Origin of the sequence: Nitrosovibrio sp. Nv17 (assembly GCF_900119085.1) — a bacterium.
Taxonomy (GTDB): Bacteria; Pseudomonadota; Gammaproteobacteria; order Burkholderiales; family Nitrosomonadaceae; genus Nitrosospira.
The window spans coordinates 70334-84279 of sequence record NZ_FPIQ01000010.1 but is presented as its reverse complement, the minus strand read 5'-3'; the positions used below and the strand labels follow the sequence as shown (position 1 = coordinate 84279).

11 protein-coding genes and 3 tRNA genes are annotated in these 13946 nt (G+C 61.8%); 1 reads left to right on the top strand and 13 read right to left on the bottom strand.

Annotated elements, in window-relative coordinates; translation table 11 throughout:
- The first annotated feature begins 69 nt into the window (after positions 1-69).
- Positions 70-858, top strand: coding sequence for an enoyl-ACP reductase FabI (locus BT108_RS07610; protein WP_072293933.1), 789 nt, complete (start codon positions 70-72; stop codon positions 856-858).
- A 33-nt stretch (positions 859-891) separates the two neighbouring features.
- On the opposite strand, the gene BT108_RS07605 is transcribed toward BT108_RS07610, so the two are convergent.
- The 13 genes from BT108_RS07605 to groES form a co-directional block, all read right to left on the bottom strand.
- The gene (locus tag BT108_RS07605) at positions 892-2781 is read right to left on the bottom strand and encodes a SurA N-terminal domain-containing protein (protein ID WP_072293932.1); all 1890 of its coding nucleotides are present in this window, start codon (positions 2779-2781) and stop codon (positions 892-894) included.
- 195 nt (positions 2782-2976) lie between these two features.
- Positions 2977-3053, bottom strand: a tRNA-Asp gene (locus tag BT108_RS07600).
- A gap of 20 nt (positions 3054-3073) precedes the next feature.
- Positions 3074-3149 (bottom strand) — tRNA-Val (locus tag BT108_RS07595).
- Between the two features lie 14 nt (positions 3150-3163).
- Complete coding sequence (locus BT108_RS07590; RefSeq protein WP_072293931.1) at positions 3164-3436, bottom strand: HU family DNA-binding protein; 273 nt, start codon at positions 3434-3436, stop codon at positions 3164-3166.
- A 263-nt stretch (positions 3437-3699) separates the two neighbouring features.
- Positions 3700-6114: an endopeptidase La gene (gene lon, locus BT108_RS07585; RefSeq protein ID WP_072293930.1), complete on the bottom strand. Its 2415-nt coding sequence runs from the start codon at positions 6112-6114 to the stop codon at positions 3700-3702.
- Between the two features lie 90 nt (positions 6115-6204).
- Positions 6205-7482, bottom strand: coding sequence for an ATP-dependent Clp protease ATP-binding subunit ClpX (gene clpX, locus BT108_RS07580; RefSeq protein ID WP_072293929.1), 1278 nt, complete (start codon positions 7480-7482; stop codon positions 6205-6207).
- A 56-nt stretch (positions 7483-7538) separates the two neighbouring features.
- On the bottom strand, positions 7539-8201 hold the full coding sequence (clpP, locus tag BT108_RS07575) for an ATP-dependent Clp endopeptidase proteolytic subunit ClpP (protein ID WP_072293928.1): 663 nt from the start codon (positions 8199-8201) through the stop codon (positions 7539-7541).
- Between the two features lies 1 nt (position 8202).
- Positions 8203-9507, bottom strand: coding sequence for a trigger factor (gene tig / locus BT108_RS07570; RefSeq protein ID WP_072293927.1), 1305 nt, complete (start codon positions 9505-9507; stop codon positions 8203-8205).
- Positions 9508-9612: 105 nt separating this feature from the next.
- Positions 9613-9697 (bottom strand) — tRNA-Leu (locus BT108_RS07565).
- 91 nt (positions 9698-9788) lie between these two features.
- Positions 9789-10535, bottom strand: a complete 747-nt coding sequence (locus tag BT108_RS07560) for a YciK family oxidoreductase (protein WP_072293926.1) — start codon at positions 10533-10535, stop codon at positions 9789-9791.
- Positions 10532-11374: a presqualene diphosphate synthase HpnD gene (gene hpnD, locus BT108_RS07555; protein ID WP_072293925.1), complete on the bottom strand. Its 843-nt coding sequence runs from the start codon at positions 11372-11374 to the stop codon at positions 10532-10534. Before hpnD ends, BT108_RS07560 begins: the two co-directional genes overlap by 4 nt.
- Positions 11375-11815: 441 nt before the next feature.
- Positions 11816-13474, bottom strand: a complete 1659-nt coding sequence (gene groL / locus BT108_RS07550) for a chaperonin GroEL (RefSeq protein WP_072293924.1) — start codon at positions 13472-13474, stop codon at positions 11816-11818.
- A gap of 40 nt (positions 13475-13514) precedes the next feature.
- The gene (groES, locus tag BT108_RS07545) at positions 13515-13805 is read right to left on the bottom strand and encodes a co-chaperone GroES (RefSeq protein ID WP_072293923.1); all 291 of its coding nucleotides are present in this window, start codon (positions 13803-13805) and stop codon (positions 13515-13517) included.
- Between the last annotated feature and the right edge of the window lie 141 nt (positions 13806-13946).

The following is a 13946-nucleotide window of genomic DNA, read 5'->3' as shown; positions in this document are numbered from 1 at the left end:
CTGCAGGCGGCCCGGACTTGGGGCTATAATTCCAGTTTCCCGGCCTTCCCATTGTTCCAAGGATATGACATGACACTACTTGCCGACAAGCGTATCCTCATCACCGGATTGCTCAGCAACCGCTCCATTGCATACGGCATCGCCCAGGCGATGCATCGCGAGGGTGCGCAATTGGCCTTCACCTACCAGGGAGAGGCCGTGCGCGGCCGTGTGGAAAAGATGATCGCCGAATTCGGAAGCGAGCTGCTGTTTCCGTGCGACGTAGCCAGCGACGGCGAGATAGCGCGCTGCTTCGGGGATCTGGCACGGCACTGGGACGGTCTCGACGGCATCGTGCATTCCATCGCCTTCGCGCCGCGCGAAGCCCTGAGTGGAGACTATCTCGACAGCGTCGACCGCGAAGCCTTCCGTATCGCGCACGACGTCAGCTCCTACAGCTTCGCCGCTCTGGCCAAGGCCGGCGCACCGCTGATGCAGGGCAGGAACGCAGCGCTGCTCACCCTCACCTATCTCGGCGCCGTGCGGGTGATGCCGAACTACAACGTGATGGGCCTGGCCAAGGCGAGCCTCGAAGCCAACGTGCGCTTCATGGCCTCCAGTCTCGGCCCCAGGGGAATACGCGTCAACGCCATCTCGGCCGGCCCGATCAAGACCCTGGCTGCCGCCGGCATCGGCGATTTCGGCAAGCTCCTGGGATACACGGAAAAAATCTCGCCGCTGCGACGCAACGTTTCCACCGCGGAAGTGGGAAACGCTGCGGCCTTTCTCTGCAGCGACCTGGCCAGCGGCATCACCGGGGAAATCGTCTACGTCGACGCGGGCTTCAATACGGTGGCCTTCGACATCGGCCAGCGTTAGCCGCACTGCAGGCGATGCCGGCCGAATCTGCCGCTACTTCCTCTCCAAATCCTCTTTCACGGTCACGTTGTACTGCTTCCTGATTCCGTCCAGGTAGGAAGCGAACTCCTCCTGGGCATAGACCTGCCTGAGCTGGCGGGAAAAGTTTGCACGCTCCGCAGCATTCGCCGGAGCCGGTTCGACTACTCGGCTGACACGGATCAGGGTATAACCGCCCTGCGAATTCTCCACCCCGGCATACACGGGCAGGCTGGTCGTCGAAACCCTGAAAGCCGCACGTATGATCGCAGGATCCACCCCCCCGGGATCCTGCCGGGAAATCTCCTGGGCGTCTCCCCAGCGGACGCTCCCGCCACCCGCCTGAAGACCTGCCAGCGCCTCCTTGCCGGTGCTGCGAGCCAAGTCCGACGCACGTTCGCGGACCAGCCGCTCGCTGATTTCATCCTTCAGCACGGCCAGGGGCGGCGTCGCAGCCTGCCGATGCTCCGCTACCCTGGCGGAGATCAGCGTGTTGTGGGCCACCTCGACCGCCTCGGTATTGCGCCGATTCCGGAGCGTATCCTCCGAGAATATCGCCTCCTGCAGCCGGACGTGGGAAAAATAGGGTGGCTCCCCTGCACCCTTTGCGATCCAGCCGCTCTGCTGGACGTGCAGGCCGAACTTCTCCGCAGCAGGCTGCAGGCTCTCGCTCTGCTCGTATACCACGTTGCCAAACTCTTCCGCCATCCGGTCAAAGACCGCACTCGCCTTCTGCTTCTTCAGTTCCTGCTCGACCTGAGCACGGACCTCGTCGAGCCGGGCGGATCGGGCCGGCCGGATCCCCGTCAGCCGGATGATGTGGTAGCCGTAGTCGGTTTCGACCAGATCGCTGATCTCGTCCGGCTGCATGCCAAACACCGCATCCTCGAACGCCTTGACCATCATGCCCCGCGCGAAGAAGTCGAGGTCGCCACCCTGCGATGCAGAGCCCGGATCCTCGGAGTGCTGTCCGGCAAGCTCCGCGAACCTCTGTGGCTCCCGCCTGACCTGAATCAGCAGCTGCTCCGCCCGCGCCCGCGCCGCCGACCGCTCGGCCTCGGCCGCCTCCGCCGGCGCCTTGATCAGTATGTGGCTCGCACGGCGCTCTTCCGCCTCCTCGAAGTCGCTCCGGTGGCCCTCGAAATACTCCTGCACCTCCTCGGCGCTCACGGACTGATCCTGGATCAGGTCGTCAAGGGACAATACCAGATATTCGACGCGCACCTGCTCCGGCAGGCGGAACTCGGCCTGATGGCTGTCATAGTAGGCCTGGATGGCTGCCTCATCGGGCTTCACCTGCGACAGGAACTGCTCCGGCTGAATATGGGTCAGGCTGATCTCGCGCCTCTCGCCTCCGAGCCGCAGGATTCTCTCCGTCACCCGGTCGGCCACGAGGCTGCTGCCGGCGTAGGCATCGGTCAGCTGCTGCCGCAGTATTTCCTGCCGCACACGCGCCTCGAACATGCGCGGATTCATGCCCTGGCCCCGCAGCAGCGTCTCGTAGCGCTGCTTGGAGAACGCACCGTCCTCCTGGAATGCCGGAATCTCCTGTATGGTCGATATGAGCTGCGTGTCCGGCACGGTCAGGCCGACCCGCACCGCCTCGTGCTTCAACAGTCGCTGCTGGATCAGCCTGTCCAGCACCATGGCGCGCAACTGCGGGCTCTCCAGCATGGCGTCATCCAGACTTCCGCCCATGGCCGCCCTCATGTTTTCCTGCTGGTTTCGCAGCGCCTGCTCGAACTCCTGGCGCATGATTTTTTCGCCGGCCACCAGCGCCAGATAGTCCTCCCCGCCTTCGCCGCTGCTGTTGTACGACTCGATGCCCCAGAACAGGAAGGGCAGGGTGGCGAGCGCCAGGATGATCTGGACGATACGCTTCTTCTTGTGGACGAAATCGAACATTATCCTATATCCATAACCGGCAACCAGACGGGAACTGGATGGAAGAAAGGGCCCGGTCCCGCGCCGGACCGCCGGGGATTCTCCTGCAAGCTGGAGCGGCGGCGGATAGACGTCTTCGGATCGACAGCCGAATCAGGCCGCGCATGAAAAAGGCGAACGTACGTTCGCCCGGGTCCAATAACAACAAACGGAATCTGGCGGAGTGGACGGGACTCGAACCCGCGACCCCCGGCGTGACAGGCCGGTATTCTAACCAACTGAACTACCACTCCAGCAATTCTCAAGACTTTGCTGGTGGGTGCTGACGGGGTCGAACCGCCGACATTCGCCTTGTAAGGGCGACGCTCTACCAGCTGAGCTAAGCACCCCGTCCGAAAAGGCGCTAGTTTACAGCATCCTTGAGAGCCTTGCCAGCGGTGAATTTCGGTACCTTCGCAGCCTTGATCTTGATGGCTGCGCCGGTGCGGGGATTCCGGCCCGTGCGGGCTGCGCGCTTGCCTACCTTGAAGGTACCAAATCCGACGAGCGTCACGCTCTGACCCTTTTTCAGAGCGGATTTGATGGCGGATAGAGCGCCATCCAGTGCATTTCCCGCGGCGGCCTTGGAAATATCGGAGGATTTGGCAATGGCATCGATCAGTTCAGATTTGTTCACAGTAATTCCCCTTTTGTTTTGGTGACAGAAAAACCCTTGCAATCGGTTTTATATCAAGCCATTTGTGCCGGGTCAAGCAATTGTGGAAATATTTCAGAAACATTTTTCCTCTTCGGCATACCATGGCAAAACCCGCTTCATCGACCGTCTGCGCTGGTTTTGCGCACACCACGATTCCGCTGGAATGGGCACGGAGGCATCTCATATGCATTTCTGCGGATTTGTCCAGCCGGGGATCGGGACAACCTGGAGACACCTCCCCGTCAGTGCTTCATCACGGTGGTCCCGGCATCGCCTTCCACGCCCACCGCCGCCGGCACCGGCGCCGGTGGCGCAACGAGCGCCTCGGGCTTGCGCTCCAGCGCCAGATCCAGTACCTGATCGATCCACTTGACCGGATGGATATCCAGGCGATTCTTGATGTTTTCCGGGATTTCGCTCAGATCCTTGACGTTGTCCTCCGGTATCAACACGATCTTGATGCCGCCACGATGCGCTGCCAGCAGCTTTTCCTTGAGGCCGCCGATGGGCAGCACCTCGCCCCGCAGGGTGATCTCGCCGGTCATGGCCACGTTTGCCCGGGCGGCAATGCCCGTCAACGCCGACACCATCGCGATGCAGATGCCGATCCCGGCGCTGGGGCCATCCTTGGGCGTGGCACCTTCGGGCAGGTGGATATGGATATCGTTCTTCTGGTAGAAGTCGTCGGCGATGCCCAGCGCCCGGGAACGGCTGCGCACCACCGACAGCGCAGCCTGCACCGATTCCTGCATGACTTCTCCCAGTTTTCCGGTAGTGATGGTCTTGCCCTTGCCCGGCAGCACGACCGCTTCGATGGTGAGCAATTCCCCTCCGACCTCGGTCCACGCAAGGCCCGTGACCTGCCCCACCTGATTCTTTTCCTCCGCCACGCCATAGGTATAGCGACGCACCCCCAGGTACTTGTCCAGATTTCGTCCGTTGATGGTGATCTTCCTCTGATCGCCCTTGAGCAGGAGGACCTTGACCACCTTGCGGCATATCTTCGAGATCTCCCGCTCCATCGCCCGCACGCCGGCCTCCCGCGTGTAATAGCGGGTGATGTCGCGCAACGCGGATTCCGATATCGCCAGCTCGTCCTCCCGCAAACCATGGTTCTTGATCTGCTTGGGCAGCAGATAGCGCGTGGCGATGTTGAGCTTCTCGTCCTCCGTATACCCCGATAGCCTGATCACCTCCATCCTGTCCAGCAGGGCCGGAGGAATGTTCAGCGTGTTGGCGGTCGCGACGAACATGACATCCGACAGGTCGTACTCGACCTCGACGTAGTGATCCACGAAGGAATGATTCTGTTCCGGATCCAGCACCTCGAGCAATGCCGAAGAGGGGTCGCCACGAAAATCCATGCCCATCTTGTCCACCTCGTCCAGCAGGAACAGCGGATTCTTGACACCGACCTTGGTCATGTTCTGCAGGATCTTGCCCGGCATCGAACCGATGTAGGTACGGCGATGGCCGCGTATCTCCGCCTCGTCGCGCACGCCCCCCAGCGACATGCGCACGAACTTGCGATTGGTGGCACGCGCGATCGATTGGCCCAGCGATGTCTTGCCCACGCCGGGCGGCCCCACCAGGCACAGGATGGGCGCCTTCAGCTTGTCCACACGCTGCTGCACCGCCAGATATTCCACGATGCGCTCCTTGACCTTGTCCAGCCCGTAATGATCCTGCTCCAGCACCACTTCGGCGGCACCCAGATCCCGGCTGATCTTGCTCTTCTTTCTCCACGGCAGCGCAACCAGCGCATCGATGTAGTTGCGCACCACGGTGGCCTCGGCCGACATGGGCGACATCAGGCGCAGCTTGCGCAGCTCCGCTTCCGCCTTCGCCCGGCCTTCCCTCGACATCTGCGCCGCCTTGATCTTCTTGTCGATCTCTTCCAGATCCGCGCCGTCCTCGCCTTCGCCGAGTTCCTTCTGGATGGCCTTCACCTGCTCATTGAGGTAGTAGTCGCGCTGGCTCTTTTCCATCTGGCGCTTGACCCTGCCGCGGATGCGCTTTTCGACCTGGAGGATGTCGAGTTCGGTTTCGAGCAGCCCGAGCAGATGCTCCAGGCGTCTCGGAACGTCGAAGATCTCGAGCACCTCCTGTTTCTGTTCGAGCTTCAGCGGCAGATGGGCAGCGATCGTATCGGCCAGCCGCCCCGCCTCGTCTATGCCGTTGAGCGAGGTCAGTATCTCGGCAGGAATCTTCTTGTTGAGCTTCACGTACTGGTCGAACTGAGCCAGCATGGCGCGGCGCATCGCCTCGACCTCGTGGTTGTCGGCCTCGTCCGGAGGCAGCAGGGCCGCCTGGCCCGAGAAGTGGTTGCCATCGTCCATCACCGACACGATGCGGGCGCGACGGCTTCCCTCCACCAGCACCTTGACGGTGCCGTCCGGGAGCTTGAGCATCTGCAGCAGATTGGCGACGCTGCACACGCCGTAGAGATCGTCGGGGGCCGGTTCGTCCTTGGCTGCGAACTTCTGTGCCACCAGCAGGATGCTCTTGCCGGACTCCATGGCCACCTCCAATGCCTTGATCGATTTCGGCCGGCCGACGAAGAGCGGAATCACCATATGGGGAAACACAACCACGTCGCGCAGGGGCAGCAACGGCAGGGAGACCTGGGTGGAGTCGTCAGCGGAAGAGGAAGGCATATCGGTTCACCTGTAAAAAGGATGGCCAAGGATCATGGTATGGGGGTGTCCCGGGAAAATTCAAGATGACGCAGAGAACTGCGGCCGGGCTCAAACGCTTTTTGCCACCTTCGGCTTGTCCGAATAGATCAGGATAGGCTTGATGTCACCTCCCACGGAGCCGTGATCGATGACGACCTTGGCGACGTTCTCCAGGGACGGAAGATCGAACATGGTGTCCAGCAGCGTGCTCTCCAGGATGGAACGCAGGCCGCGCGCACCGGTCTTGCGAGCCAGCGCCTTACGGGCGATCGCCTTGAGTGCCTGCTCGCGGAATTCGAGGTCGACCCCGCCCTCCATGTGAAACATCTTCTGGTACTGCTTGATCAGGGCGTTCTTGGGCTCGGTCAGGATCTGGATCAGCGCCAGCTCATCCAGTTCCTCCAGGGTGGCCACCACCGGCAGGCGCCCGACGAATTCCGGGATCAGACCGTACTTGACCAGATCCTCCGGTTCCACGCCCTTCAGCATGACGCCAAAGCTCCTGCTGGTATCATGGCTGCGCACGTTGGCGTTGAAGCCGATGCCGCCCTTTTCGGAACGGGCCTGGATCACCTTGTCGAGGCCGTCGAAGGCGCCGCCGCAGATGAACAGGATGTTGGTGGTATCCACCTGCACGAATTCCTGGTTCGGATGCTTCCTCCCGCCCTGGGGGGGGACCGATGCAACCGTGCCCTCGATCAGCTTCAGCAAGGCCTGTTGCACGCCTTCCCCGGACACGTCGCGGGTAATGGACGGGTTGTCGGACTTGCGCGAGATCTTGTCGATCTCGTCGATATAGACGATCCCCTGCTGCGCCTTCTCGGCATCGTAGTTGCACTTCTGCAGCAGCTTCTGGATGATGTTCTCGACGTCCTCGCCGACGTAGCCCGCCTCCGTGAGGGTGGTCGCATCGGCCATGACGAACGGCACGTCCAGCAGGCGGGCCAGCGTCTGCGCAAGCAGCGTCTTGCCAGAACCGGTGGGGCCGATGAGCAGGATGTTGCTCTTCGCCAGCTCGACGTCGTCCGCATCGCCGGTCTTCGCCAGATTCCTCAGGCGCTTGTAGTGGTTGTATACCGCCACCGACAGAATCTTCTTGGCAGACTCCTGGCCGATCACGTACTGGTCCAGAATCTGGCAGATCTCGTGTGGAACGGGGAGATCCGACTTGGTGAGCTTCGCAGCCTCGGTTCCCTGGATCTCCTCGCGGATGATGTCGTTGCAGAGTTCGATGCACTCGTCGCAGATGAATACCGACGGACCTGCAATGAGTTTTTTCACCTCATGCTGGCTTTTACCGCAGAAGGAGCAGTAGAGCAGTTTCTCGCCGCCAGTTTTCTCCGACATAGTCTATCCCGCGTCATCCGAGCCCTGCGCTCGTCGCCAAATCCCCACCTGCACGCCTAGAGAGCACCCGATCCGCCCGCATCGCCGTCGCCGCGGGCGGTCAGCACACCATCCACCAGTCCATATTCCACTGACTCCTGCGCACTGAGGAAGTTGTCCCTGTCGGTATCCTTCTGGATCTTCTCTATGCTTTGTCCCGTATGCCTGGCCATGAGTTCATTCAGCCGGCCCTTGAGGAACAGAATTTCCCGGGCGTGTATCTCGATATCCGACGCCTGACCCTGGAACCCTCCCAATGGCTGATGAATCATAACACGCGAATTGGGCAGGCAAAAACGCTTGCCGTGCGCACCTGCAGCCAGCAGCAGCGACCCCATGCTGGCGGCCTGGCCGATGCAGAGGGTGCTGACATCGGGCTTGATGAACTGCATGGTGTCATAGATGGCCATGCCCGCCGAAACCAGCCCACCCGGGGAGTTGATATAAAAATGGATGTCCTTGTCCGCGTTTTCCGATTCCAGGAACAATAGCTGCGCAACGATGAGGTTGGCGGAAACTTCCGTCACCGGCCCCACCAGAAACACCAGACGCTCCTTCAGCAGGCGGGAATAGATATCGTACGCACGCTCCCCGCGCCCGCTGGTCTCGATCACCATGGGAATCAGTCCCAGGCTGCTCGGCCCGTGGAAATCACCCGCTCCTTCGAATCGCCGCGTCATCTCATGCCCTTCCCATCAATTCGTCCAGCGTCATCGGCCTGTCGCTCACCGTGACCCGCTCCAGCACCCACGCCACTACGTTGTCTTCCAGCACTGCCGACTCCACCTCATGCAACCGTTCCGGCGAGGCGTAGTGCCACCTGATCACCTCTTCGGGGTCTTCGTAGCTTTGCGCGACATCCTCAACCACCGCGCGGACTTCCTCCGGCCTCGCCTTCAGGCCGTTCGCCTTCACCACCTCGGCCAGTATCAGGCCCAGGCTCACGCGACGCTGGGCCTGCTCGCGAAACAGGTCCTGGGGCAGCGGCACGTCTCGGGCGCTCACGCCGCGCGACTCGAAGTCGCTGCGCGCCTCCTGCAGCAGCCGCTCCAGTTCCCGCTCCACCAGTACCTTGGGAGTCTGGATCGCAGTCGCATCCAGGAGCGCCTGCATGACCCGCTCCTTGATCTTAGCCTGGGTACGCTTGAGTATCTCGCGCTTCAAGTTGGCCCGGATCTCTTCCCGCATCGTGTCGGTATTGCCGTCGGGAACGCCCAGCACCCTGGCAAAACCGGCATCCACTTCCGGGAGCCTGATTCCCTCCACGCCCCCGAGCCGAACTTCGAATGTCGCCGTCTTCCCCGCCACTTCCTTTCCATGATAGTCCGCCGGAAAGGTGACATCAAACGTTTTCCGGTCCCCGGCGCGCATGCCTTCCAGAGGGGCTTCGAAGTCCGCCAGCAACTTCCCCTCGCCCAGCACGATGGAAACATTCTCCGCCTTTCCACCCGCGAATTCCACACCGTCCAGGGTACCTCGATAATCGAGCGTGATCCGATCACCGCGGGCTGCCGGGCGATCCTCGGCCTCGTAGGTGGCCTGCTGCTTGCGCAGGATCCCGAGCGTCCGGTCGATGTCGGATTCGGTCACCTCGACCACGGGGCGCTCGATCCGGACGCCATTCAACTCGCCCGGCACCACCTCGGGATAGACTTCGAATGTCGCACTGAACTCGAACCGGGAGGCATCGTCCGCACCCGGTTTCGGCTCGAACTGCGGATGGCCCGCCACCCGCAGGTTCTGCTCGCGTATCGCCTCGGTGAAGTTCTGCTGCAAAACGTCCCCCACGACCTCCTGCCGCACCTGCGGCCCATACTGCTGCGCAATGATCTTCAACGGCACCTTTCCAGGCCTGAAACCGTGAACTTTTGCGGTGCGCGCCAACCGTTTCAGACGGTTTTCGATCTCCGTCTCGATCTTCTCATGAGGGATGGAAACGTTCAGGCGACGTGCCAGCGCACCCAGATCCTCGACATTCGATTGCATGGCATTCCTCGAGATTGATAATTCATGCGTTGCTGCACGGCATGCCGGGATCGCTGCGGACATGCGAAGCCGGGCACAGGGACGGATCGGGCCTGTCACGGCTCCTGGTGCGAAAGGGGGGACTCGAACCCCCACACCTTTCGGCGCCAGAACCTAAATCTGGTGCGTCTACCAATTCCGCCACTTTCGCGCGCCGCCGGCAATCCAGAACATTATACCCATTTCTCCGCGGCCACACAGCGGCTCGGCTCACGCACGCGCAGCGGCATGGCCGCGCGCAGTCAGCAAACCAGGGTCTGCCCCCTGACCGCCCGACTGTCCGGGCCCATCAGATAAAGATAGCGTGGCATGAGATCCTCGGGCCGGCGCAATGTCTGCTTCGCCTCTCCAGGATGGGTCCGCGTACGCTGGGGCGCCTGCACGGGTCCGGGAACCAGGACGTTGAGACGCAGATTCGGGAACTTTCCCCATTCCTGGGATTGAATCTTCCCCAGCGCCTCCAGTCCCGCCTTCGCTACCGCGAACCCCCCCCAGTAGGCAGCGGGGTCGTGGCCGTGCGTCTCCGAGGTCATGATCACGCTGGCATCCGGTGCCGCCTTCAGAAGCGGCAGGCAGGCGCGCGTCAGAGCGAACGGCGCCACCAGATTGACCCGCAGCAGCGCCACCCACTGCGCCAGCGTCTGGTTTTCCAGCGGGGCCAGATTGAACATCAGCGCGGCATTGTGCAGGATGCCGTCCAGTCGGCCGAGTTGCAGTCTGATGGCCTGCGCCAGCGCCTGGAAATCCGTGTCTTCCGCCTTTTCCAGATCGAGCGGAAAGATGGCCGGCTGGGCTCCGCCATGAGCCTCGATTTCGTCATAAACGCCTTCCAGCTTCTCGACCCGCCGTCCATGCAGGATTACCGTCGCGCCGTGCGCGGCATAGGCCAGCGCCGCCACCCGGCCGATCCCCTGGCCCGCACCGGTGACCAGGATCACGCGGCCCTCGAGCAGATTCGACGGCGCACGATAGTCATCGAAGCCGCTCATCCCCTGATCCATGTCGTCCATGCGATCCACAGCTTGCGTATCGGAGTCAGGCTCACGCGCTCCCGCATGACATGGCATCCGTCGCGCCTGATCTCCTTCAGCAGGGTCTGATAGATCGCCGCCATGATGATGCCGGGACGCTGGCTCCTGCGATCCTCCGCCGGCAGCGCGGCATACGCCTGCGCGTAGCAGCCCTCGGCCCGCTCGATCTGGAATTCCATCAATTGCCGGAAACCATCCGTTTCGCGCGCATGCAGGATATCCTCATCGGAAACCCCGAAGCGGCTCAGTTCATCCTGCGGCAGATAGATACGGTCGCGGCGCGCATCCTCCCCCACGTCGCGAATGATGTTGGTCAGCTGAAAGGCAAGCCCCAGATCCTGGGCGTACGCGAGTGTGTCCGCATTGCGGTAGCCGAAAATCCCTGCGGAACACAACCCCACCACGCTCGCGACATGGTAACAGTAGCGTTTCAGGGTTTCGAAGTCGGCGTAGCGGTTGTAGTCCAGATCCATTTCCATGCCGTCGATGATCTCGTTCAGCCGCTTCTCGGTGAGATCGAATCTCTCCGCGACGGCGGCCAGGGCCTTGGTCACCGGATGTGCGGGGCCGCCTTCCGCCCCGTCGAAGATGCGCGCGACCTCGTGCCGCCACCACGCGAGCTTTGCCCGCGCCACTGCGGGATCGGTGCATTCGTCCACCACGTCGTCGACCTCGCGGCAGAAGGCATACAGGGCCGTGATCGCCCGCCGCCTTTCGGCGGGCAGATAGAGGAAGCTGTAATAAAAACTCGATCCGCTCTGAATCGCCTTTTCCTGACAATACTGATCTGGAGTCATCGCTCTGTTCCGGGATGAAAACCGCCGGGTGGCCGCTACGCCATGGATAGTGAAAAACATGCACCCGTCATCGGATGTCTCCGCCCTGCTCGAGTCGCCGCGCGCGGACGGAAGAATTCGATCCATCGCGGAACAGCGTCGAGCGAATCAGCAGGGGCGGGCTGGGTTGCGCTGCGCTCCACCCAGCCCGCCCCGGAGAACGCTGTGATGAATCACAGTTCATTTCATCCGTCCTGCCTGATTTGCGCATATCGCGGCCAGGAATACTTCTTCCTGGAAATCCGCGCCGCTTTCCCCGGCAACCTCCGATAAATCAAAATTTTCCATGGCCGGTTGCCCAAATTATACGGGCGGGGGCGGACCTTGACACTAAAAACCCCGCTGACGCGGGGTTTTTAGTGTGTTGCAGGCGCATCGGACCGACACGCGCGGGACATGAGGCTACATGTCCATGCCGCCCATGCCACCCATGCCGCCCATGCCACCCATGCCGCCCATGCCGCCGGCACCGCCCGATTCCTCCTTCGGCAGTTCCGCCACCAGCGCGTCGGTGGTCAGCATCAGGCCCGCCACGGAAGCGGCGTGTTGCAGGGCGTAGCGCGTCACCTTGGTGGGATCCAGCACGCCCATCTCCACCATGTCGCCATATTCCCCGCTTGCGGCGTTGTAGCCGAAATTGCCGTTGCCTTCCAGCACCTTGTTGATGACCACCGAAGGCTCGTCGCCGCTGTTGGCCACGATCTGGCGCAGCGGTTCCTCCAGTGCCCGCTGCACGATCTTGATGCCGGCATCCTGGTCGGGGTTGGCCCCCTTGAGGCCGGCCACCGCACCCCGGGTGCGCAGCAGCGCCACCCCGCCGCCGGGAACGATGCCTTCCTCCACCGCTGCGCGCGTCGCGTGCAGCGCATCTTCCACGCGCGCCTTCTTTTCCTTCATTTCCACCTCGGTGGCCGCACCCACCTTGATCAGCGCCACGCCGCCCGCGAGCTTCGCCACCCGCTCCTGCAGCTTCTCCTTGTCATAGTCGCTGGTGGCCTCCTCGATCTGCTTGCGCACCTGCTTGACGCGGCCTTCGATGTTGGCGGTGTCTCCCGCGCCGTCGATCACCGTGGTTTCCTCCTTGCCGATCTCGACGCGCTTGGCCTGCCCCAGTTCCTTCAGGGTCGCCTTCTCCAGCGAGAGGCCGACCTCCTCGGCGATGACCGTGCCGCCCGTCAGGATGGCGATGTCTTCCAGCATGGCCTTGCGCCGGTCACCGAAACCGGGCGCCTTGACCGCGCAGGTCTTCAGGATGCCGCGGATGTTGTTCACCACCAGGGTCGCCAGCGCCTCGCCATCCACGTCCTCCGCGATGATCAGCAGCGGCTTGCCGGCCTTGGCCACCAGTTCCAGTACCGGCAGCAGTTCGCGAATGTTGGAGATCTTCTTGTCATGCAGCAGGATGTAGGGATTTTCCAGCAACGCGATCTGCCTATCGGCATTGTTGATGAAATAAGGGGAAAGGTAGCCGCGATCGAACTGCATGCCCTCGACCACCTCGAGCTCGTTCTGCAGCCCGGAACCGTCTTCCACCGTGATCACGCCTTCCTTGCCCACCTTCTCCATGGCATCGGCGATGATCTTGCCGATCTCCACGTCCGAATTGGCGGAGATGCTGCCCACCTGGGCGATCTCCTTGCTGGTGGTACAGGGCTTGGAAAGCTTCTTGAGTTCCTCGACGGTTGCACCCACTGCCTTGTCAATGCCACGCTTGAGATCCATCGGATTCATGCCGGCGGCGACGTACTTCATGCCTTCCCTGACGATGGACTGCGCCAGGACGGTGGCCGTGGTCGTGCCGTCACCCGCGACATCCGACGTCTTGCTCGCCACTTCCTTCACCATCTGGGCACCCATGTTCTCGAACTTGTCCTTCAGTTCGATCTCCTTCGCCACCGAGACGCCATCCTTGGTGATGGTGGGTGCGCCGTAGGAGCGTTCCAGCACGACGTTGCGACCCTTGGGGCCGAGCGTGACCTTGACTGCATCGGCCAGAACATTGACACCGGTCACGAGTTTGTGACGGGCCGAATCTCCGAATTTGACTTCTTTCGCTGCCATGATTTCTTTCTCCTAACGATTGCCAGAAATATTGATCGGGTTAACCCTCGACGACGCCCATGATGTCTTCCTCGCGCATCACGAGCAACTCCTCCCCGGAGACCTTGACCGTCTGCCCTGAGTATTTGCCGAACAGCACCTTGTCGCCGACCTGCACCTCCAGCGCACGAAGCTTGCCGTCGTCGCCGACCTTGCCCTTGCCGACGGCGATGATCTCGCCCTGGTCTGGCTTCTCCGCCGCACTGTCGGGAATGACGATACCGGAAGCGGTCTTGCGCTCCTCTTCCAACCGCTTGACAATAACGCGGTCGTGCAATGGACGAATCTGCATGTTGCTTTCTCCTGTTATAGAATTAAGGCGATGAAATCCATGAAAGAATTCAGATACTCCGAAGTCCCGGCGTGCGGGATCCTCCTCGGGAATCTGTTAGCACTCGCTGCTAACGAGTGCTAATAATAAGGCCTGTGACTC